This is a genomic window from Rhodovulum bhavnagarense, assembly GCF_004343505.1.
GTDB classification, from domain to species: Bacteria; Pseudomonadota; Alphaproteobacteria; order Rhodobacterales; family Rhodobacteraceae; genus Rhodovulum; species Rhodovulum bhavnagarense.
This window is the reverse complement of the sequence record NZ_SLXU01000003.1, coordinates 185,543-206,585: the sequence shown is the minus strand read 5'-3', so window position 1 is coordinate 206,585 and position 21,043 is coordinate 185,543. Positions and strand designations below refer to the sequence as shown.

General features: G+C 64.3%; 16 protein-coding genes, 2 tRNA genes and 1 pseudogene. 12 read left to right on the top strand and 7 right to left on the bottom strand.

Annotation, left to right across the window (positions count from 1 at the left end):
* Positions 1-95 precede the first annotated feature (95 nt).
* Positions 96-1,826 (top strand): annotated as a pseudogene (locus EV663_RS06050) (helicase-related protein); the annotation flags it as partial.
* A gap of 279 nt (positions 1,827-2,105) precedes the next feature.
* Here EV663_RS06050 and EV663_RS06045 read toward each other — a convergent pair.
* The 6 genes from EV663_RS06045 to pdxH form a co-directional block, all read right to left on the bottom strand.
* Positions 2,106-2,195, bottom strand: a tRNA-Ser gene (locus EV663_RS06045).
* A 325-nt stretch (positions 2,196-2,520) separates the two neighbouring features.
* Complete coding sequence (locus EV663_RS06040; RefSeq protein ID WP_132950885.1) at positions 2,521-6,168, bottom strand: vitamin B12-dependent ribonucleotide reductase; 3,648 nt, start codon at positions 6,166-6,168, stop codon at positions 2,521-2,523.
* Between the two features lie 449 nt (positions 6,169-6,617).
* A tRNA-Pro gene (locus EV663_RS06035) sits at positions 6,618-6,694 on the bottom strand.
* A gap of 51 nt (positions 6,695-6,745) precedes the next feature.
* Positions 6,746-7,231 (bottom strand): DUF192 domain-containing protein, encoded by a 486-nt coding sequence (locus tag EV663_RS06030; protein ID WP_132950884.1) that lies wholly within the window; start codon positions 7,229-7,231, stop codon positions 6,746-6,748.
* Positions 7,204-7,743: a cold-shock protein gene (locus tag EV663_RS06025; protein WP_132950883.1), complete on the bottom strand. Its 540-nt coding sequence runs from the start codon at positions 7,741-7,743 to the stop codon at positions 7,204-7,206. Before EV663_RS06025 ends, EV663_RS06030 begins: the two co-directional genes overlap by 28 nt.
* A gap of 145 nt (positions 7,744-7,888) precedes the next feature.
* On the bottom strand, positions 7,889-8,494 hold the full coding sequence (gene pdxH, locus EV663_RS06020; RefSeq protein ID WP_132950882.1) for a pyridoxamine 5'-phosphate oxidase: 606 nt from the start codon (positions 8,492-8,494) through the stop codon (positions 7,889-7,891).
* Positions 8,495-8,592: 98 nt separating this feature from the next.
* On the opposite strand from pdxH, the gene fabI reads away from it, so the two are divergent.
* The 6 genes from fabI (at position 8,593) to trpE (ending at position 15,221) form a co-directional block, all read left to right on the top strand.
* Entirely contained in the window at positions 8,593-9,411 is an 819-nt protein-coding gene (gene fabI, locus EV663_RS06015) for an enoyl-ACP reductase FabI (protein ID WP_132950881.1), read from the top strand.
* A gap of 48 nt (positions 9,412-9,459) precedes the next feature.
* On the top strand, positions 9,460-10,071 hold the full coding sequence (locus tag EV663_RS06010) for a LysE family translocator (protein ID WP_132950880.1): 612 nt from the start codon (positions 9,460-9,462) through the stop codon (positions 10,069-10,071).
* A gap of 11 nt (positions 10,072-10,082) precedes the next feature.
* Positions 10,083-10,586, top strand: coding sequence for a xanthine phosphoribosyltransferase (gene gpt / locus EV663_RS06005; RefSeq protein WP_132950879.1), 504 nt, complete (start codon positions 10,083-10,085; stop codon positions 10,584-10,586).
* Positions 10,587-10,595: 9 nt separating this feature from the next.
* The gene (locus EV663_RS06000; protein WP_132950878.1) at positions 10,596-11,774 is read left to right on the top strand and encodes an aminotransferase; all 1,179 of its coding nucleotides are present in this window, start codon (positions 10,596-10,598) and stop codon (positions 11,772-11,774) included.
* A gap of 72 nt (positions 11,775-11,846) precedes the next feature.
* Positions 11,847-13,694: a peptidylprolyl isomerase gene (locus tag EV663_RS05995; RefSeq protein ID WP_132950877.1), complete on the top strand. Its 1,848-nt coding sequence runs from the start codon at positions 11,847-11,849 to the stop codon at positions 13,692-13,694.
* A 12-nt stretch (positions 13,695-13,706) separates the two neighbouring features.
* Positions 13,707-15,221, top strand: a complete 1,515-nt coding sequence (trpE, locus tag EV663_RS05990; RefSeq protein ID WP_132950876.1) for an anthranilate synthase component I — start codon at positions 13,707-13,709, stop codon at positions 15,219-15,221.
* 14 nt (positions 15,222-15,235) lie between these two features.
* Here trpE and EV663_RS05985 read toward each other — a convergent pair whose 3' ends face one another.
* Positions 15,236-16,843 (bottom strand): divergent polysaccharide deacetylase family protein, encoded by a 1,608-nt coding sequence (locus EV663_RS05985; RefSeq protein WP_132950875.1) that lies wholly within the window; start codon positions 16,841-16,843, stop codon positions 15,236-15,238.
* Between the two features lie 131 nt (positions 16,844-16,974).
* Here EV663_RS05985 and EV663_RS05980 point away from each other — a divergent pair, with 131 nt between their 5' ends.
* The 5 genes from EV663_RS05980 to EV663_RS05960 are packed head-to-tail and all read left to right on the top strand — an operon-like array spanning position 16,975 to position 21,017.
* A complete protein-coding gene (locus EV663_RS05980; RefSeq protein WP_132950874.1) occupies positions 16,975-17,556 on the top strand; it encodes an anthranilate synthase component II in 582 nt (193 codons plus the stop codon).
* Complete coding sequence (gene trpD / locus EV663_RS05975; RefSeq protein WP_132950873.1) at positions 17,553-18,572, top strand: anthranilate phosphoribosyltransferase; 1,020 nt, start codon at positions 17,553-17,555, stop codon at positions 18,570-18,572. Before EV663_RS05980 ends, trpD begins: the two co-directional genes overlap by 4 nt.
* Positions 18,569-19,369 (top strand): indole-3-glycerol phosphate synthase TrpC, encoded by an 801-nt coding sequence (gene trpC / locus EV663_RS05970; protein ID WP_132950872.1) that lies wholly within the window; start codon positions 18,569-18,571, stop codon positions 19,367-19,369. Before trpD ends, trpC begins: the two co-directional genes overlap by 4 nt.
* A complete protein-coding gene (moaC, locus tag EV663_RS05965) occupies positions 19,369-19,848 on the top strand; it encodes a cyclic pyranopterin monophosphate synthase MoaC (RefSeq protein WP_132950871.1) in 480 nt (159 codons plus the stop codon). Before trpC ends, moaC begins: the two co-directional genes overlap by 1 nt.
* Positions 19,845-21,017 carry a molybdopterin molybdotransferase MoeA gene (locus EV663_RS05960; protein WP_132950870.1) on the top strand — a complete coding sequence of 391 codons (1,173 nt, stop codon included), beginning with the start codon at positions 19,845-19,847 and terminating at the stop codon, positions 21,015-21,017. The genes moaC and EV663_RS05960 overlap by 4 nt, the downstream gene beginning before the upstream one ends.
* Positions 21,018-21,043: the final 26 nt, after the last annotated feature.

Below are 21,043 nucleotides of genomic sequence, written 5' to 3'. Positions count from 1 at the left end.
GGCGTATCGTTCCTCTTGGAAGTTCTGGCAGGCTTCAGCACCCGCCACGATACGCCACCCTCTCAAACCCCGTCACCCAGTTTCACGCATAGCTCCTGTTCGGGGTCACGCGGGCGGTTGTGATCGACGAGTTGCACACGGTTCTTGATAGCGAACGCGGTGTCCAGCTTCGTTCACTTCTCACAAGGCTTGAGCTCGCCCTAAAGCGTCCTATCCGACGCATAGGTCTGTCGGCTACGCTTGGCGACATGGAACTCGCCAAGGCCTATCTGCGCCCGGACTCCGCAAAATCTGTCCAGCTCATCCAAGCAGAAGGTGGCGACGCTGAATTGCGGCTCCAGCTTCGCGGCTACCTGTCAGGCGATGAGGATGAAAGCAGCCCATCCGCAACGGACGCCATCGCAAACCATCTGTTCAAGCAACTTCGAGGCAGCGACAACCTTGTCTTCGCAGGGGCACGGCAGCGAGTAGAGATCTACGCGGATCGGTTGCGTGAGCTTTGTGAAAAGGAACACCTGCCGCAGGAATTCTATCCCCACCACGCCAGTCTCTCCCGCGAACACCGCGACTTCGTGGAGCGCCGCCTTAAGGATCCTGCGAAACCGACAACCGCGGTCTGCACTTCGACGCTCGAGCTTGGAATCGACATAGGTGACGTGACCTGCGTGGCCCAAATCGGGGCGCCATTCAGCGTCGCGGCGTTGCGACAACGTCTCGGCCGGTCAGGTCGGCGCGAGGGACAGCCAGCCATACTCAGGCAATACGCTGTCGAAACCAAGCTTACCACAGAGAGCAGTTTTGTTGATCGCCTTCGCCTCGGCCTGATCAGGTCGATAGCAATGATTGACTTGTTGCTGGAGGGCTGGTGCGAGCCGCCGAAACCGGAGGCGCTTCACCTTTCGACTCTCGTCCACCAGATACTTTCGATCATTGCTGAGCGCGGCGGTGGTTCTGCGAACGTTATCTACAACGTGCTGTGTCGCGAGGGCCCCTTCCGAAAGGTCACGACCGAAGTATTTGCAAATGTACTGCGTGCGATCGGTCATCCTGAAACTGATCTGATCGAACAGTCTGGAAGCGGGCTCCTACTCCTAGGCAAGACGGGCGAAAGGCTAGTGGAGCATTACAGCTTCTACGCCGTATTCCAGACACCTGAGGAATTCCGGTTGGTTGCAGATGGGCGAGACCTCGGCACCCTGCCGGTCGACAATGTTCTCGCCCCAGGTATGTTGCTGATCTTCTCCGGGCGTCGTTGGGTGGTTCAAGAAATCCATGATTTAGAGAAGGTCATCGTGGTTAAGCCCGCAAAAGCAGGAGTGCCTCCAGTCTTTGGCGGCGACCCGGGTGACATTCATGACAAGGTAATCGAACAGATGTTCGCAGTCCTCGAAGGGGATTTCAAACCCGTGTACATGGACGCGGTTGCCCATACTATGCTCGAGGAAGCACGTGCTCACTACGACCAACTGGAGTTTCAGGCCAATAACATCCGCAGTCTTGGTGAGCATACATGGATCATCGCAACGCGGTTCGGGACGGTGAAGACATCAACGTTAGCGCTTGCACTGAGAAGCGAAGGATTCTTGGTCGAGCAACATGACGGGTTCTTGGTAGTTGAGGCCGGGGATGAAACACCAGATCTTCGAATGGTGCTTGCACGGTTGTCGGCCGGATACACGGGCGACGTCTTCGCCGGCGCTGAAAACCTGATCACGGAGAAGTTTCATGTTTACTTGTCGCGACCTCTTCTGGAGCTGGATGCTGTATCATCGCGGCTTGTGCCTGGTCTTCTTCCGGGTATGACCAGTAGAATCTTGCAAGCATGACGATCCCGATGGCGAACGTTCGATCTCTGTTCCATCTCGCCGAGCGCGACCGGCGTCGAAGTGTTCAGATCGAAACTTGGAAAATCATATTCTAACAATAGCTTGCAAGCTATTCACCAAATCGGCGCAGTCATGAGGTCCGGAGAATATCGGCCCTGAGAGACTGCTTCAGGGCCTCCTGGCTCAGGGGCCAGTGCTCAGCCCCACCCGCATAACTCTCGAAAACAACGGAAAAATCCGGCCGGAGCCGGATCGGTAGAACGCTTTCGCGGGGTCAAGTGGCGGAGACGATGGGATTCGAACCCACGAGACGGTTTCCCGCCTACTCCCTTAGCAGGGGAGCGCCTTCGACCACTCGGCCACGTCTCCGTCGATGGGTATAGCGGTCCAAGCGCAGGATATTCAAGGCGAAATTCAACGAAAGCCAAATTCGTCGACATTGGACGCGAACCCCTTGAAATGGCATGGAAAGCCATTCGTTCAGGCGGCTTTTTCAACCGGAACAGACGAGTTTTGCCTTCCTGTCTTCGCCACCTGCGCCTGATCTTTGCGGGTTCGCGCACGGGGCCATGTCCTTGCCGACGACTGTTTACAAGGCAATACCCACCGCGAAGTCATCGCGATGGGGATCTGTTCGCAGCCCCTGGCGACAGAACTGTTGCCGCCCTGGCCTCAAGAAACCGACCGGCCTCTTTCAGCTACATCCGCTGGTCGCCCCGCAAGTGTTGCACTTCATGCAGGTGCCGTTACGCACCAGCGTGTAGTTGCCGCATTCGCCGCAGGGATCGCCCTCATAGCCCTGCATCCGCGCCTTGGTCCGGGCGTCGATCTCGACGGTACCCGTGGCGATCGCGGTCATGCTTTCACTGGCAACCGCCGTCGCGCCGCCAAGGCCCGCCATTGCCTCGACACCGCCTTGCAGCACTACGAGTTCGCGCGGCAGGCGCTTGCGCAGATAGCCGGTAGAACTGATCTGTTTCAGGACCTCCAGCGATTTCGAAGCTGCACTGTCGGACACCGGGGCGACGTTGGGTTTGCCCTCTTCGGCGCCGCCGCCAAGCTCGTCAAAGGCGGCTCCCGTAGGCTTGACATGGGCCAGGTCGGTCCGATCCAGGTAGCTGACCGCCAGTTCCCGGAAGATGTAGTCAAGGATCGAGGTGGCGTTCTTGATGCTGTCATTGCCCTGCACCATCCCCGCCGGTTCGAACCGGGTGAAGGTAAAGGCCTCGACGAATTCTTCCAGCGGCACGCCGTATTGCAGGCCAACCGAGACCGCGATGGCGAAATTGTTCATCATCGCGCGGAATCCGGCGCCTTCCTTGTGCATGTCGATGAAGATCTCGCCAAGGCTGCCGTCGCCGTATTCGCCGGTGCGCAGATAAACCTTGTGGCCGCCGACGATGGCCTTTTGCGTATAGCCCTTGCGCCGCTCGGGCAACTTTTCACGATGGCTGCGGACGACCTCTTTGACGATGACCTTTTCGACGATCTTCTCGGCCAGCACCTGCGCCTTTTTCTGGGGCGTGCCGGTGGCGAGGATTTCCTCGGCCTCTTCGTCGTCCTCGACGAGAGAAGCGGCGAGCGGCTGCGAAAGTTTCGAGCCGTCGCGATAAAGCGCGTTGGCCTTCACCCCGAGCGCCCAAGACATTTCATAGGCGTTCAGGCAGTCTTCGATGGTGGCGTCATTGGGCATGTTGATCGTTTTCGAGATCGCCCCAGAGATGAAACTTTGCGCCGCGGCCATCATCTTGATGTGGCTGTCGACCCCGAGAAAGCGCTTGCCCTTCTTGCCGCAGGGATTGGCACAATCGAAGATATGGTAATGCGCGGGATCGAGATGCGGCGCACCTTCCAGTGTCATGGTCCCGCAGACATGATCATTGGCTGCCTCGATATCGGCACGGCCAAACCCCAGGTGCCGCAACATGTCGAACGATGGATCATTCAGCCGCGCCGCCGGGATGCCCAGCGTCTTGGTGCAGAACTCCTCGCCCAGGGTCCACTGGTTGAAGACGAAACGGATATCGAAGGCCGAGGGCAATGCCGCCTCGATCTTGTCAAGTTCCGCCTGACTGAAACCATGACCAATCAGCGCGGTGTGGTTGATTCCGGGACCGTTGCCCAACGTGCCGTGCCCCACCGCGTAGGCGATGATTTCCTCGATCTGCGCAGGCCCGTAGCCAAGTGTCTCAAGCGCGGCGGGCACCGATCGGTTGATAATCTTGAAATACCCCCCACCGGCGAGTTTCTTGAACTTGACCAAGGCAAAGTCGGGCTCGATGCCGGTGGTGTCGCAATCCATCACCAAACCGATCGTGCCGGTGGGCGCGATCACGGAGACCTGCGCATTGCGGAAACCGTGCTGGCGGCCGAGCGACAGCGCCTCGTCCCAGGCGGCCTTGGCAAGCGCCACGAGGCGCCCGTCGGGGCAATTGGCATGGTCCAGCGGCACGGGTTTCACCGCAAGCCCCTCATAGCCCTCGGTATCGCCATGGGCGGCGCGCCGGTGGTTGCGGATAACGCGCAGCATATGCTCGGCATTTCGGGGATGGCCCGGAAACGCACCCAGTTCTCCCGCGATTTCCGCAGAGGTGGCATAGGAAACGCCGGTCAGGATCGCGCTCAGAGCGCCGCACAGCGCCCTGCCCTCGTCGCTGTCATAACCCAGCCCCATGTTCATAAGCAGGCCACCGATATTGGCATAGCCCAAGCCCAGCGTGCGAAAATCATAGGATAGCTGCGCGATTTCCTTCGACGGGAACTGCGCCATCATCACGCTGATTTCCAGCGTCAGCGTCCATAGCCGCGTGGCATGGATGAAATCATGCGCCCTGAACTCGCCATCGCTGTAGAAGGTCAAGAGGTTCATCGAGGCAAGGTTGCAGGCCGTATCGTCGAGGAACATGTATTCCGAGCACGGGTTGGACGCCCTGATTGCCCCGTCCGCCGGGCATGTATGCCAGGCGTTGATCGTGTCGTGGAACTGGATGCCCGGATCGGCGCAGGACCACGCGGCGTGGCCCACCTGGTCCCACAGCTCGCGCGCCTTGACGGTCTTGGCAACCTTTCCATCGGTGCGGCGCACCAGTTCCCAGTCGGCATCGTCCTTGACCGCCTTCAGGAAGGCATCCGTCACCCGGACAGAGTTGTTGGAGTTCTGCCCCGCCACCGTCGCATAGGCCTCGCTGTCCCAATCGGTGTCGTAGGTCGGAAACTCGATGCTGTCATAACCCTGGCGTGCGTAATCCAGCACCCGCTTGACATAGGCTTCGGGGATCATGGCCTTTTTGCTGGCGCGGATCGCCTCTTTCAACCCGGCATTGACCTTGGGATCATAGGCATCCTCGGCCTTGCCGTCCCAGGCGCGGATCGCGGCGAAGATCGCATTCAGGTGCTGTTCGTGCAGCTTGGAACCGGCGACCAGGCTGGCGACCTTCTGTTCCTCGATGACCTTCCAGTTGATGAACTCCTCGACATCGGGGTGATCCATGTCGCAGATCACCATCTTGGCCGCGCGCCGGGTGGTGCCGCCCGACTTGATCGCGCCCGCCGCCCGGTCGCCGATCCGCAGGAACCCCATCAGGCCCGAGGACTTGCCGCCGCCCGACAGGTTCTCGCCCTCGGCCCGGAGCGACGAGAAGTTCGTGCCAGTGCCCGAACCGTACTTGAACAGCCGCGCCTCGCGCACCCAAAGGTCCATGATGCCGCCCTCGTTCACCAGGTCGTCGGCAACAGACTGGATGAAACAGGCATGGGGCTGCGGGTGTTCATAGGCCGATTGCGACCGGGTCAGCTTGCCCGTCTTCCAGTCGACGTAGAAATGACCCTGTCCGGGACCATCAATCCCGTAGGCCCAGTGCAGGCCGGTATTGAACCACTGTGGCGAATTCGGCGCGGCGCGCTGAGTGGCAAGCATGTAGCGCATCTCGTCGTAATAGGCCCGCGCGTCCGATTCGTCGGTGAAGTAGCCGCCCTTCCAGCCCCAATAGGCCCAGGCGCCCGCAAGCCGGTCAAACACCTGGCAGGCAGATGTTTCACCGCCAAAACGTTGATCTTCCGGCAATTCGGCCAGTGCGGCCTCATCGGGAACCGACCGCCACAGGAAATCGGGCACGCCTTTTTCACGGATTTTCTTGAGTCGCGCGGGAACGCCGGCCTTGCGGAAATATTTCTGCGCAATCACGTCGCTTGCGACCTGGCTCCAGCCTGCGGGCACCTCGACCGCGTCCAGACGGAACACGATCGTTCCGTCAGGGTTACGGATTTCAGATGTGGTGATGGTGAACTCGATGGCCCCGTAGGCGCCGGTTTCCTCGGTCGTGAACTTGCGTTCGATCTTCATGTGGACTGCCCCATCCGCGTCTGTTCGTGACATGGCCCAAGCGCGTTGTCGCGCCGGCCCCCGATCCCTGTCCGTCGGGAAAAACGTACCCTCACCCGGCCCCATTTGCGGAAACCGACCTGCCCGGCGGCTGCCCGGCACCTTGGTTGGAGTTTTCGTTTTGCCCTACGCTGCCACCATATCTAGTGTTGTCGCGCCCGGCCTACACAAACTGACGTAGTTCACATGGAACCGTCAACGAAAAATTCACACGCGCGCACCAGATTTTTCAGTTGACGTGCGATGACCCCACAAGATGTTGATTCAGCCATGCCACGAGTCCCGCACAATCGGGGTCGTAACGCCTTGCCAGACAGTCGGTTGAGACAGCACGCTCATGCTCTGCGCGAGGTGACGCGGAAAACGGGCAACCGCCCTGCATGGCAATCAAACAGCATAAAGAAAATCGCTGGTCGGGGCGGCGGGATTCGAACCCACGGCCTACGGCACCCAAAGCCGTCGCGCTACCAGGCTGCGCTACGCCCCGTCTCCGCCTGCTTAGCGCCCGCGCGACGATTAGGAAAGGGCAAAGCGGCCCTCATGGGCAGGGCCAGGCCGCGCCGGGCCCGAGCGCGGGGTGGCGCAACTCGGTTCCCGGGGTGATACCCAGCCGCGCGGCCATTCCCGCGTTGATCTCAAGCACGGCCTTGACCCCCGGCCCGCCATCAATCGGCGTCTCGTCCATCGGGCGTGCATCCGTATGAACGCGCAATACTCGACCAACCGGATCGAGAAAGATCATGTCGAGGGGAATCAGGGTGTTCTTCATCCAGAACATTGCACGGTGTGGCCGGGGATAGATGAACAGCATCCCCGCCCCGGTTGCCAGCGTCTCGCGATACATCAGGCCGCGGGCGCGTTGCTCTGCGGTATCGGCAACCTCCACCTCGAAGCGAGCCTGCCCCCAGTCTCCGCGCAGGTCCGCCCGGGTCTCGACACAAGAAACGGCATGCGCGGCCGCAGCTGCAAAAAGCCCCCATGCAAGGCTCAGGCCCGCTAGGAATCTGGCAACGCGCTTTCCCATGGCCCCACCGATATCGCCATTTGCCCCCGCTCTCCCTCGATCACGCGCAGGACGACGGCCTCACCCGCTTGCAGGTCGGCCAGTCCCGAGCGGCGCAACACCTCGACATGGATGAACACGTCTCCTGCCCGTGCGAACACGTTGGCGAATCCGAATCCCTTGCCCTTGTCGAACCATTTCACCCGCGCCGGCTCAAGCGGGGTCGCGGCTAAGATCGCGGGATCGACGGCGGTCGTACCGTCCATACCTGGAAGGCCGAATTCAGCAGGTGGCGGCGTGATCGAGAGAACTTCCAGCGCCTGCAGCCCGCGGGGCGTGCGCTGCACGACCAGACTGATCGACGCCCCGTCGGCAACCGAACTCTGACCGAAATTGCGCAGCACGTTTGCGTGCAGCAGGATATCCGGGCCGCCGGTATCGGCCGTAACAAACCCGAACCCCTTGCCCGGGTCAAACCACTTGACGCGGCCCGTCACAGGCACCGGCGTCGCCTCTGTCGGCTCGTCGTTCATTCTGCAAGTACGGGCATGAGTGGATGCCCCGTCCCCTTTTATCCTCAGGTGCAACTACGCCTTTTAAGCAGCACGTCACCTCTTATGACCAATTTCTCCGCTGACCGCAGGAAACGCAAGTCGAAACCGGCCCGGCGTCAAGGCGTCACGGGTATAGCCGGTCTACCTGCCAGTCAGCGCCGGTCTGCGTGCGGCACCAGCGGAACCGGTCATGAAGGCGGAACGCGCCATCGGCCCAGAACTCGATCTCGACGGGCCGGATACGCAAGCCGCCCCAGAACGGCGGGCGCCGGGGTGAGACCCCCTTTTGCGCGGTCACCTTTGCCACCTCGGCCATCAATTGCCCGCGCGAGCCAAGTGGCCGCGATTGCCGCGAGGCCCAGGCCCCCAGCCTGCTTTGCAGCGCGCGGGATGCGTAGTACGCGTCCGCCTTGGCGCCATCCTCGCGCTCGACCGTGCCGCGCACGCGGATCTGGCGGCGCAACGATTTCCAATGCAGCACGAAGGCCGCCTTGCCGGTGGCGGCGATCTCTGTGCCCTTGGCGCTGTCGTAATTGGTGTAAAAGACGAAAGCATCGTTCTCGATCTCTTTCAGTAGCACCATGCGCACATTGGGCAGGCCCTCGGCATCGACGGTCGCCAGCGCGATCGCGTTCGGGTCGTTGACCTCGGTCTTTTCGGCCTCTGCCAGCCAGCGCCGTGCCAGTTCGAACGGGTCGTCGCCCGTGAAAATTCCATTTCTGTCGGCCATGACTGCGCGCTCCTGCCGTGGTCTGTCGCTCTTGATGGGGGGGGGCATTTGCCCTACACCGGCTGCAATTTTCCGAATAGGTGGTCGAGGGCATCCGGATGTCAATGAAACTGATGGAAGGCAAGCGCGGGCTCATCATGGGGCTTGCAAACGATAAGTCCATCGCTTGGGGCATCGCGCAGCAATGCGCGGCACATGGGGCTGAACTGGCGTTCTCCTACCAGGGCGAGGCGCTGAAAAAACGCGTGGGTCCGCTGGCCGAGAAACTGGGCAGCAATATCGTGCTCGAATGCGATGTCGCCCAAGAGGCCTCGATCGACCGGCTCTTTTCCGATTTGGGACAGCGCTGGGACCGGCTTGATTTCATCGTCCATGCGATCGGCTATTCAGACAAGGAACAGCTGCGCGGCCGTTACGTCGATACCACGCGCGACAATTTCGCGATGACGATGGATATCTCGGTCTATTCCTTCACCGCCGTTGTGCAGCGCGCGGCCAAGATGATGACCGGGGGCGGATCGGCCCTGACGCTGACCTATTACGGCGCCGAGCGGGTGATGCCGCATTACAACGTGATGGGCGTGGCCAAGGCCGCGCTGGAAGCCTCGGTGCGCTACATGGCCGAGGACCTGGGCAAGGACGGAATTCGCGTGAACGCGATCTCGGCCGGGCCGATCAAGACGCTGGCGGCCAGCGGTATCGGCGATTTCCGCTACATCATGAAGTGGAACGAACTGAACTCGCCCTTGCGCCGCAATGTCAGCCAGGACGAGGTCGGCAAATCCGCCCTCTACCTGCTCTCCGATCTCGGTAGCGGCGTGACCGGCGAAACGCATCATGTCGACGCGGGCTATCACCTTGTCGGCATGAAGGCCGTGGATGCCCCCGACATCGATGCGGTCACCGGACGAAAGTGACCCGGTGGCGCCCGGCCGGCCCCTGATCGCACACCAAGCGGAACGCCCATGACAGCCGCCGCCTTTCTGTCCGTCTGCGCGATCCACCTGCTTGCGGCGATGAGTCCGGGCCCCTCGTTCGTGGTCAGCGCGCGGACCGCCGCGACCGAGGGGTTCCGCACCGCCGCCGCGCTGGCGGTGGGCTTCGGGCTGGGCGCGGCATTGTGGGCAGGGGCGGCCATGGCGGGACTGGCGCTGCTGTTTGAACTGGTGCCAGCGCTTTTCGTAGCGATGAAAATCCTGGGCGCGGCCTTCCTTCTGTTCATCGCAACGATGATGTGGCGCCATGCGCGCGCGCCCCTGCCCGAAGCCGGCAGCCTGCACCCACGCAGCCTGGCCGCGGCGGTCCGCTTCGGCTTTCTCACCTTCGCCAGCAACCCCAAGACGGCGGTGTTCTTCGGCGCGGTCTTCGTCGGGCTGGTTCCCGCCGAGGCCCCGCTGGCCGCCCGCGCCGCGCTGATCGCGGTAATCTTCTGCAACGAAACGCTGTGGTACCTGGTCGTCGCGCGCCTGTTCTCGCTGGCCCGCGCGCGGGTGGCCTATGCACAGATCAAGACCACGCTCGACCGGGGGTTCGGCGCGCTGATTGCCGCCTTCGGGATCAAGATCGCATTAAGTTGAGGACCATGGGAATGACCGACCGCCTGCCCCACGAGAAAGGATTTCACGTAAGCTGGGACCAGTTGCATCGCGATGCGCGCGCACTGGCCTGGCGCCTGGACGGGCATGGACCCGCCGATGGGGGATGGCGCGCGGTGGTGGCGATCACCCGCGGAGGCATGGCACCGGCGATGATCGTCGCGCGTGAACTGGATATCCGCACCGTCGACACGATCAGCGTCAAATCCTACAACCGCCAGAACCAGGGCGAACCGCGCGTCATAAAATATCCGGACATGCAGGCAATGGGCGATGGCACCGGCGTTCTGATCGTGGATGACCTGGTCGATACCGGCCGCACGCTGGAGGTGGTTCGCGCCGCGCTGCCGAAGGCGCATGTCGCAACCGTCTATGCAAAGCCCAAGGGCAAGCCAATGGTGGATACATACGTGACCGAGGTCAGCCAGGATACCTGGATCTTCTTTCCCTGGGACATGGCGCTGCAATACGTAGAACCTTATCGCGGCACCGACTGAGCATACTCCATGACCGATCCCCTGAATCCCCGCATGGGTGCCACCATCCCGTCCCCGGTGATGGAGGCGCGCCGTTGGCTGGAAGGGGTCCGCTTTGAGCCCGACCGCCCCCTGATCAATGTCAGCCAGGCCGCCCCGATGGAGGCCCCGCCCGAGGGCCTGCGCCGGGCGATCGCAGAGGCTGCAATCAACGACAGCTCAGCCCATCTTTACGGGCCCGTCCTGGGCCTGCCGGAGTTGCGCGCCGAGATCGCCTCGCAATGGTCGACGGCCTATGGAGGCGACATCGCCGCCGACCAGGTCGCGATCACACAAGGATGCAACCAGGCCTTTTGCGCGGCAATGGCCACCCTGGCGGGCGAAGGCGACGAGGTGATCGTGCCCACGCCATGGTATTTCAACCACGCGATGTGGCTGTCCATGCAGGGCATCCGCACCGTGCCGCTGGTCACCGGCGACAGCCTTGTCCCCGAGGTGCAGCGCGCGGCCAGCCTGATTACCGGGCGCACCCGTGCCATCGTGCTGGTCACGCCCAACAATCCCGCGGGGGTGGAATATCCTGCTCAGTTGCTGGGCGATTTCAGGACACTGTGCCGCCGTCACGGCATTGCGCTGGTCGTGGACGAGACCTATCGCGATTTCGATTCTCGCCTTGGTGCGCCGCATGAACTGTTTGCCGATCCCCACTGGGACGACACGCTGATCCATCTCTATTCCTTTTCCAAGGCCTATCGCCTGACCGGTCACAGGGTCGGCGCATTGATCGCCGGGCGTGGCCGGCTGGCAGAGGTCGAGAAATTCCTAGATACGGTTGCGATCTGCCCCAACCAGCTTGGCCAGCGCGCGGCACTTTGGGGTATGCGCAATCTGGGAAAATGGCTTGCCCGCGAACGCGAAGAGGTCCTTTCCCGCCGCGCAGCCATCGAGGCGGGCCTGTCCGCCCTGCCCGGCTGGTCCCTGCTGGCCGCGGGTGCCTATTTTGCCTATGCACGCCACCCCTATGGCCTGCCCTCTGACAGGCTGGCCCGGCGGCTGGTGAACGAGGCGGGCGTGCTTTTGTTACCGGGTACGATGTTCCGCCCCCCCGCAGAGATGCAAGGCCGCGACGAGGTTCGCATTGCCTTCGCCAATGCCGATCGCGCCGGACTGGCCACCCTGTTCGAACGTCTGGGCGCCTTTTGCCCCTGATGCTTGCGGGCGACTGCGCAAAGACCTAAACCGTATGGCGATCCCGCATCGCCACGCAAGAGAGGCGCGCCCATGTCCAAATCCCTCGCCAAGCAGACATCCAAGGCCCTTGTCTGGATCCTGCTCGTTCTGCTGATCCTCGGACTGGGCGGTTTTGGCGTGGCCAATTTCGGCGGCTCGGTCACAACGATCGGCACGGTGGGCAAGACCGAGATCAGCACCGACACCTATGCCCGTGCCCTGCAACGCGAATTGAACGCCCAGCAAGCAAGCACCGGCACCCCGATGAGCATCGCGCAAGCACAGCAGAACGGACTTGTCGAGGCGGTGCGCGCACAGGTCATCGCCGAGGCGGCGCTGGATAATGAAATGGCCCGTCTCGGCGTGTCGGTGGGCGATGAACGCGTCGCCCGGGAGGTGATGGCGGTGCCCGCCTTCCAGGGACCGGATGGCGCCTTTGACCGCGATGCCTACCGCTTTACCCTGGAACAGAACGGTCTGACCGAGACCGGGTTCGAGGACTCTATCCGCAAAGACACGGCCCGTTCGCTGTTGCAGGCGGCAATCGTGGCAGGCCTGGCCGCGCCAGAGGCGTATGCCGAAACCATCTACCATTTCATCGCGGAACGGCGCAGCGCGCAGTTGATCGCGCTTGACATCAGCGACCTTGATCAGCCGATCCCTGCCCCCGGCACCGACGAAATCGCAGCGCAATACGCGGCCACGCCTGGCGCCTATACAGCGCCGCGTATCCGGCAGATCACTTATGCCTGGCTTACCCCCGAAATGATGCTCGACCGCATCGAACCGGACGAGCAAATGCTGCGCGACCTCTATGCCGAGCGGATCGATGAATTCGTCCAACCCGAGCGCCGCTTGGTCGAACGCCTGGCTTTCCCAACCGAACAAGCCGCCGCCGATGCCTTTGCCGCCATCGAGGCCGGACAGAGCGATTTCGATGATGCAGTCGCGGCCCGCGGCTTGAAACTGGCCGATGTCGATCTGGGCGACGTGACCCAGGCGGATATCGGCGGGGCGGCGGGCGCGGCCGTCTTTGCGCTGGACGAACCCGGCATTGCCGGGCCTGTTATGTCCGATCTCGGACCCGCCCTGTTTCGTGTGAACGCGATCCTCGCCGCGCGGGAGACCCGTTTCGAAGAGGCCCGCGAGACCCTTGCCGATGAGACCGCGCGCGACCGCGCCGAGCGGCTCATCCTCGACGCGATCACCGATTACGAGGACCGCCTGGCCGCTGGCGCGACGCTTGAGGAACTCGCCCGCGAAACCGATATGGAATTGGGCCGGATCGACTACAGCGTGCAGGCCGAGGACGAGATCGCCGCCTATACCGCCTTCCGCGAAGCTGCGGAAACTGTCAGCCAGGGCGATTTCCCCGAAATCCTGGAGCTGGAGGATGGCGGGCTGTTTGCGCTACGCCTGGATGCCGAGATTCAGCCGACATTGCGCCCGCTGGACGAGGTGCGCGACGAGGTTATCGCCGACTGGCGTGCCGCCCAGGCCAGCACCCGGCTGAACGAGATGGCCGAGGCGCTAAAGCTAAGGCTGGCGGCAGGCGAACAGCTAGAGGCCCTGGGGCACGAAGTCACCTACGAACAAGGCCTGTCGCGCGGCGGGCTGACCCCGCCCGAGCTCGCCCAGGCCCTGTTCGGCCTGCAACAGCCCGGAGAGGTCGTCGTGGTGACGGCGCAAGAGAATGCCTGGCTGATCCGTCTCGACGCGATCCTTCCCCCTGCTGCCGACGATCCGACGGCAGAATTCCTGCTCGGCACGCTGTCACAGCAGGCCGCACAAGGCATCGCACAAGATCTTTACGGCTATTTCGCACAGGCGTTGGTCAATACCGCGGGGCTGAGCCTGGACCAGGCCGCAATCAACGCCGTGCATGCGCAATTCCGCTGATCCGAGGGAAGAATGGCCAAGCTGATCCCCGATTTCGAAACCTTCGCGCGCGGCTATGATGCGGGGCGCGCGCAGGTCGTGCATGCCCGGCTGGCGGCGGATCTGGACACGCCGGTTTCTCTGATGCTGAAACTGGCGGGTGCCCGGAGCGACAGCTTCATTCTGGAATCGGTCACAGGCGGCGAGGTGCGTGGGCGCTACTCGGTCGTCGGCTTCAAACCAGATCTTGTCTGGGAATGCCGCGGCGACACCAGCCGCGTGAACCGTCATGCACGTTTCGACCCCGATTCCTGGGAAGAAATGCGGGGCAGCCCGCTCGACACCCTGCGCGAGGTTCTGGCCGAAACGGCCATAGACATGCCCGAAGAGCTGCCCCCCATCGCGGCGGGCCTGTTCGGCTATCTGGGCTATGACATGATCCGGCTGGTCGAACGCCTGCCCCACGTCAACCCAGACCCTCTCGGCCTGCCCGATGCCCTAATGCTGCGCCCTTCGGTCGTGGCGGTGCTGGACGGGGTCAAGGGTGAGGTGATCGTTGTCTCGCCCGCACGCCCCGAACCGGGGCTGTCGGCGCGCGCGGCCTATGCCCAGGCCGCCGAGCGTGTGATGGACGCGCTGCGCGACCTCGACCGCGCCGTGCCTGCCGAGACCCGCGATTTCGGCGAGGCGCACGAGGTGGGCGAGCCGGTGTCGAACTTCACCAGGCAGGGCTACATGGCCGCAGTTGAAAAGGCCAAGGAATACATCCGCGCGGGCGACATCTTCCAGGTCGTGCCCGCTCAGCGCTGGACGCAGGATTTTCCGCTGCCGCCTTTCGCACTTTACCGCAGCTTGCGGCGCACCAACCCCTCGCCCTTCATGTTCTTCTTCAATTTCGGCGGTTTCCAGGTGGTGGGCGCCAGCCCCGAGATCCTGGTGCGGCTACGCGACGGCGAAGTGACGATTCGCCCCATCGCGGGCACCCGCCCCCGCGGAGCCACACCGGAAGAGGACCGCGCGCTGGAGGCCGACCTGCTGGCCGACCAGAAGGAGCGCGCCGAACACCTGATGCTGCTCGACCTTGGACGCAACGACGTGGGCCGCGTGGCCCGGATCGGCACCGTGCGCCCGACCGAGGAATTCGTGATCGAGCGCTACTCCCACGTCATGCACATCGTGTCGAACGTGGTTGGCGAAATTTCACCCGAACACGATGCGCTGTCCGCGCTGCTGGCAGGCCTGCCCGCGGGCACGGTGTCGGGGGCACCCAAGGTCCGCGCGATGGAGATCATAGACGAGCTGGAGCCAGAAAAGCGCGGCGTCTATGGCGGCGGTGTCGGCTATTTCGCCGCTGGCGGCGACATGGACATGTGCATCGCGCTGCGCACGGCGGTGGTCAAGGACGGCAAGCTCTACATCCAGGCCGGCGGCGGCGTGGTCTATGACAGCGACCCCGAGGCCGAGTGGCAGGAAACCGTCAACAAGTCGAACGCCCTGCGCGCCGCCGCCACCGAGGCCGCGCGCTTCGTGCGGCGTGGCAACGGCTGAACCTGCCACGCCTATCAGCGTTGCATCAAGATGACCGAAACGGGAACAAGACGCACATCCCCCGCGTTACCTTCCAGTGCCCATTCAACAAGGGCGCTCACGGTCTCTGGATAGGTGTGCGCCACCAGGACGACATGGCCATCCTGGCGCGCCTTGAACACCGCGCGGTCCAGCTTGCGCTTTATCGCGAAACGATTTTCCCGCATGGCATCCAGCACACGGTAGACCGTGGCCGACGGCACCCCGGCCTGCCCCGCGATCCGCGCCGCCCCGTTCAGTCCCCGGTCATAAGTCAACAGGCCGTGCCCGGTTTCCTGGGCCAGCGCCACCATCTGCGCGCTTAGTTCCCGGCTGTCCTGATAGCCGCCCGTCATCGCGTCGAGAATGCCGACGCTGCCTTGGGTGCGTTCCAGCAGGCGCGGCATCGTCACCTCGATATCGCGCGCCGTCGCCCCGTCGGGAAGACCGCTGACCAGCGTCACCACCTCTTGTCCCGCGTCAAGATGGGCCGCGACACGGCTTTCGGCATCGGGCCGGATCGGGTCGACGCCGAAACTTACCGGGAAGCTAAGCCCGCGCAACGCAGCCATGTCCAGACCCTCTGCCCCCGCATCGATCAGGACGATCGCGATCAGCGGGCCGGCGCCGGGGGCCTCGAAGGGCACGGCGAACTGGCCCAACGCCCCTCTCGCCTGCGACGCCTCTTGACCGGGGCTGGCGGCGGAAATGCGGCCGGTCGGATCGGGCTCGGCCCCCGTGCGATCCTCGGGCTTGGTGCCATCCTCGGTCACTGTTGGCAAACGCCCGGTGCGCACACCCGGCACCGGCTGGTCAAAGCCCGTCGCAGGCAGTCCCAATGGCGACACGCTCGGGGCCGGTTGAGGGGACGGGGTGGTCTGCGTGCCTGCTTGCGGGTTCGGCGCCTGCTGCGACTCGCCAATAATCTCGGGTTGCGGCACGTCGAAAGGTGCTTTCGGGTCCGGTGCGGCAGGTGTCTCGAGTGCGGCGGTGGCGGGCTGTGGCGGGCTGGGCAGTTCCGGGCTGGGACGCTCCGGCTCTTGCCCCGCATCGCCGGACGGGGACACACTTTCGTCGGCAGGCGGGCGCATGGCGGCGGGCCCCTCCAGCACGGGGGCGGGTATCTCGGCGGACATGGTGTCGGACGTGTCGGGCGTGCCGGTCTCGGGAGGCGGCGGGGCGGTCACCACGGCGCCGGGGGCCGCGCGGGGGGCGGGCGCCTCGCCCGGCAGGTTTACCCTCTCCAGCGCGCCGGGGCTGGCGAAGCCCGAGCCGGCAGGCAAGTCGATCTCGGTTTCGGGGGCGGTCGCAGGCGCGGGGATATCGGCCGCGCCGGGCGTGACAGGCCCCATCGCGAGGTCGGGTTCGGGGGCGGCGGGCGAGGCTGGCGGCACGCTATCGCCTCGTTTCGCTTGCTCGTCATCCTCCGGCGGGGACGGCTCACCGGAACCGGCAGAGGGCCCGGTTACCGTGTCGTGGGACGTTTGCAACACTGCACCCGGCATCACCTGCGGGGGTGGCGGCACGGTGACCGCCAGCACAACCAGCACCAGACCGGACACCAACGAACCCCAGACGACCCCGCTGACAAGGCCTTTGCCCATGGCCTGCACCTCTTGCTTTGATCCTTGGGGGCCAGATGGCCCCGGCGTCGCCCCCTTGACCGGGGCGCCCTGCTCTGAACATGTATAGCCCGACCCTGCTCGGGGTTCACCCCCTTATGTAAGGCGCGCCCATGCTGCTCTTGATCGACAACTACGACAGCTTCACCTACAACCTCGTGCATTACCTGGGCGAGTTGGGGGCCGAAACGCGCGTGGTGCGCAACGACGCCATGAACGTGCAACAGGCGATGGCGCTGACCCCCTCCGCGATCATCCTCTCCCCCGGCCCCTGCGATCCGGCACAGGCCGGCATCTGCCTGCCCCTGACAAGCGCGGCCGCAGAGGCGGGTATACCGCTGATGGGCGTTTGCCTCGGCCATCAGACGATCGGCGCGGCATTCGGCGGGCGCGTCGTGCGCGCAAACGAGATCGTACATGGCAAGACAGACCGGATCGATCATGATGCAACCGGCGTGTTTTCCGGCCTGCCGAGCCCGTTCCAGGCCACGCGCTATCACTCGCTGATCGTGGACCGCGACAGCTTGCCGGACTGCCTGGCGGTCAATGCCTGGCTGACGGATGGCACGATCATGGGCCTGCGCCACAAGGACAAGCCGATCCACGGGGTACAGTTCCACCCCGAAAGTATCGCGTCAGAGCATGGTCATGCCCTGCTCAGGAACTTCCTCGACACCGTGAAGGAGCCTGCATGAGCGACGACCTGAAACCGCTGATCGGTATCGCCGCCGAGCGCGCGCTGACGCGAGCCGAGGCCGAGACCGCGTTCACGGCCCTGTTCGAAGGCAAGGCAACGCCCAGCCAGATCGGCGGCCTGTTGATGGCGCTGCGCACGCGGGGCGAAACGGTGGATGAATTCGCCGCCGGCGCCGCGGTAATGCGCGCCAAGTGCCGCAAGGTCACCGCGCCCGAGGGCGCGATAGACATCGTTGGCACCGGAGGCGATGGCAAGGGTACGCTGAACATCTCGACGGCCACGGCCTTTGTCGTGGCGGGCGCGGGTGTGCCGGTGGCCAAGCACGGCAACCGCAATCTCAGCTCCAAATCGGGGGCGGCGGATGCCTTGGGGCAGATGGGCGTCAACGTGATGGTCGGCCCGGATATTGTTGAAAAGGCACTCAAAGAGGTCGGGATCGGCTTCATGATGGCACCGATGCATCATCCTGCAATGGCCCATGTCATGCCGACACGCACAGAACTGGGCACGCGGACGATCTTCAACATCCTCGGGCCGCTGACCAACCCCGCGGGCGTTAAACGGCAACTGACGGGGGCCTTCACCCGCGACCTGATCCGGCCGATGGCCGAAACCCTGGGCGCGCTGGGGTCCGAGGCCGCCTGGCTTGTCCATGGCGGCGACGGCACCGACGAGATCTCCATCGCCGGGATTTCCTATGTGGCGATGCTGGAGGGCGGCGAGGTAACCGAGCGCGAACTACACCCCGAAGAGGCCGGCCTGCCGGAACACCCGTTCGACGCGATCCTCGGCGGCACGCCGGAACACAATGCCCGCGCCTTCGCCGCGCTGCTGGATGGCGAGGCCTCGGCCTATCGCGACGCGGTGCTGCTGAACGCGGCGGCCGCGCTGGTGGTGGCCGGCAAGGCACCCACGCTGCGCGACGGCGTGGCCATGGCCGCCGAAAGCATCGACAGCGGCGCGGCCAGGGCCAAGGTCGAAGGGCTGGCGCAGATCACCTCGGAGGCCGCATGAGCGACACCATCCTCGACCGCATCAAGGCCTACAAGCTGGAAGAGGTCGCCGCCGACAAATCCGCCAAGCCGCTGGCAGCCGTCGAGGCCGAGGCCAAGGCGGCCCCGCCCCTGCGCGGCTTTGCCGACGCCCTGACCGCCAAGGCCGCAACCGGCTACGGCCTGATCGCCGAGGTCAAGAAGGCGAGCCCCTCCAAGGGCCTTATCCGCGCCGATTTCGACCCGCCCGCGCTGGCCCGCGCCTATCAGGACGGCGGCGCGGCCTGCCTGTCCGTGCTGACCGACACGCCGTCCTTTCAGGGGGCCAAGGACTTTCTGGTGCAGGCCCATCAGGCGACCGCCCTGCCCTGCCTGCGCAAGGATTTCATGTACGACACCTACCAGGTGGCCGAGGCCCGCGCGCTGGGGGCCGATTGCATCCTGATCATCATGGCCTCGGTCTCCGACAGCCAGGCGGCGGAACTGGAAGATGCCGCCTTCGGCTGGGGCATGGACGTGCTGATCGAGGTGCATGATGCCGAAGAACTGGACCGCGCCCTGGCGCTGAAATCGCCGCTGATCGGCATCAACAACCGCAACCTCAAGACCTTCGAGACCACGCTGGACACCACCCGCACATTGGCCGCCCGCGTGCCCACGGACCGGCAGGTGGTCAGTGAATCCGGGCTCTATACGCCGGACGATCTGGCCGACATGGCCGGTCACGGCGTGCGCCGCTTCCTGATCGGGGAAAGCCTGATGCGGCAGGCGGATGTCACCGCGGCCACCCGTGCCTTGCTGGCCGACCCGGTGGCGTGATGGCCGATCTCACCCATTTCGACGCCGAGGGCCATGCCCATATGGTCGATGTCTCGGACAAGCCCGCCACGGCACGCGTGGCCGTGGCCGAGGGCTGGGTGAAGATGACGCCCGAAACCCTGGCGCTGGTCACCGAACAGCGGGCGAAAAAGGGGGACGTGCCGGGCGTGGCGCGGCTGGCGGGCATCATGGGGGCCAAGAAGACGGCCGAGCTGATCCCGCTCTGCCATCCCCTGCCGATCACCAAGGTGGCCGTGGACCTGACCCCCGATCCAGACCTGCCCGGCCTTCGCATCACCGCCACGGTCAAGACCGCGGGCCAGACCGGCGTGGAGATGGAGGCGCTGACCGCGGTCTCCACCGCCGCGCTGACGGTCTATGACATGCTCAAGGCCGCCGAAAAGGGGATGGAGATCGGCGGTATCCGCCTGACCCTGAAAGAGGGCGGCAAGTCGGGCCGCTTCGAGGTCACGCAATGATTTCGGTCGCGCAGGCGCTGGCGCATATCTTCGATCTGGTCGCGCCGTTGCCCGGCGAAGAAGTGGCGCTTGCCGAGGCCGCAGGCCGCGTCCTGGCAACGCCGGTAATCGCCCGCCGCGACCAACCGCCCTTTCCGGCCTCCGCGATGGATGGCTATGCGGTGACCGGCGCCGACGCGCGGCCGGGCGCTTTGCTGCGCGTGATTGGCACCTCTGCCGCCGGACGACGGTTCGATGGATCGCTCGGGCCAGGACAGGCCGTGCGCATTTTCACCGGAGCCCCTGTGCCGCCTGGGGCCGAGCGTGTGGTGATCCAGGAGAACGTGACCCGCGACGGCGATACGATCACGCTGGGCGATCCGCTGGATGCCTCGACCCATATTCGCCGCCGCGGCGCCGATTTCGCCGTTGGCGAGCGCCTGGTCGCCCCGCGTCGCCTATCCCCCGCGGACCTCGCGCTGGCCGCGGCAATGAACGTTCCCGGCCTAACCGTTCATCGTCGTCCAGAGGTTGCGATCATCGCCACTGGGGACGAATTGGTGATGCCGGGCGAAAGCCCCGGCCCGGATCAGATCATCGCCTCGAACGGGTTCGCGCTAAAGGCTATGGTAGAGGCCGAGGGGGCAACTGCACGATTGCTCCCGATTGCGCGGGACACGGAGGCATCGCTGAAAACCGTGTTCGCTTTGGCCGAGGGCGCAGACCTGGTTCTGACAATCGGCGGCGCCTCTGTGGGCGATCACGACCTGGTGGGGCAGGTTGCCGCCGAACTGGGGCTGGAACAGATGTTCTACAAGGTTGCCATGCGCCCCGGAAAACCCCTGATGGCCGGGCGGATGGGGGGGGCCGCGATGATCGGGCTGCCGGGCAACCCGGTATCGGCGCTGGTCTGTGCGCAGGTCTTTGTCCTGCCTGCACTGCGAGCGATGCAAGGCCTGCCCGCCGTCCCTGCCCCCCGCGTGACTGGCATTTTGGCCTCTGATCTTCCAGCCAATGGACCGCGCGAACACTACATGCGCGCGCGTCTTTCCGGCGGGCGCCTTGCCCCGTTCGAATATCAGGACAGTGCCCTTCTGACGGTCCTTTCACAGGCCCGCGCCCTCGTGATCCGCCCGCCCGATGACGGCCCACGCAAGACCGGCGACAAGGTCGAATACCTGCCACTGTGACCGGCCACCGTGACCGGGCGGGTTGA

What these genes read in the sequence shown, in the direction of transcription:
- fabI (WP_132950881.1), top strand. Translation starts at nt 8,593, where the DNA reads ATGTCAATGAAACTGATGGAAGGCAAGCGCGGGCTCATCATGGGGCTT.
- moaC (WP_132950871.1), top strand. Translation starts at nt 19,369, where the DNA reads ATGGCCGATCTCACCCATTTCGACGCCGAGGGCCATGCCCATATGGTC.
- EV663_RS06040 (WP_132950885.1), bottom strand. Translation starts at nt 6,168, where the DNA reads ATGAAGATCGAACGCAAGTTCACGACCGAGGAAACCGGCGCCTACGGG.
- EV663_RS05995 (WP_132950877.1), top strand. Translation starts at nt 11,847, where the DNA reads ATGTCCAAATCCCTCGCCAAGCAGACATCCAAGGCCCTTGTCTGGATC.
- EV663_RS06025 (WP_132950883.1), bottom strand. Translation starts at nt 7,743, where the DNA reads ATGAACGACGAGCCGACAGAGGCGACGCCGGTGCCTGTGACGGGCCGC.
- EV663_RS06010 (WP_132950880.1), top strand. Translation starts at nt 9,460, where the DNA reads ATGACAGCCGCCGCCTTTCTGTCCGTCTGCGCGATCCACCTGCTTGCG.
- trpC (WP_132950872.1), top strand. Translation starts at nt 18,569, where the DNA reads ATGAGCGACACCATCCTCGACCGCATCAAGGCCTACAAGCTGGAAGAG.
- EV663_RS05985 (WP_132950875.1), bottom strand. Translation starts at nt 16,843, where the DNA reads ATGGGCAAAGGCCTTGTCAGCGGGGTCGTCTGGGGTTCGTTGGTGTCC.
- trpE (WP_132950876.1), top strand. Translation starts at nt 13,707, where the DNA reads ATGGCCAAGCTGATCCCCGATTTCGAAACCTTCGCGCGCGGCTATGAT.
- EV663_RS05960 (WP_132950870.1), top strand. Translation starts at nt 19,845, where the DNA reads ATGATTTCGGTCGCGCAGGCGCTGGCGCATATCTTCGATCTGGTCGCG.
- EV663_RS06000 (WP_132950878.1), top strand. Translation starts at nt 10,596, where the DNA reads ATGACCGATCCCCTGAATCCCCGCATGGGTGCCACCATCCCGTCCCCG.
- pdxH (WP_132950882.1), bottom strand. Translation starts at nt 8,494, where the DNA reads ATGGCCGACAGAAATGGAATTTTCACGGGCGACGACCCGTTCGAACTG.
- EV663_RS06030 (WP_132950884.1), bottom strand. Translation starts at nt 7,231, where the DNA reads ATGGGAAAGCGCGTTGCCAGATTCCTAGCGGGCCTGAGCCTTGCATGG.
- EV663_RS05980 (WP_132950874.1), top strand. Translation starts at nt 16,975, where the DNA reads ATGCTGCTCTTGATCGACAACTACGACAGCTTCACCTACAACCTCGTG.
- gpt (WP_132950879.1), top strand. Translation starts at nt 10,083, where the DNA reads ATGACCGACCGCCTGCCCCACGAGAAAGGATTTCACGTAAGCTGGGAC.
- trpD (WP_132950873.1), top strand. Translation starts at nt 17,553, where the DNA reads ATGAGCGACGACCTGAAACCGCTGATCGGTATCGCCGCCGAGCGCGCG.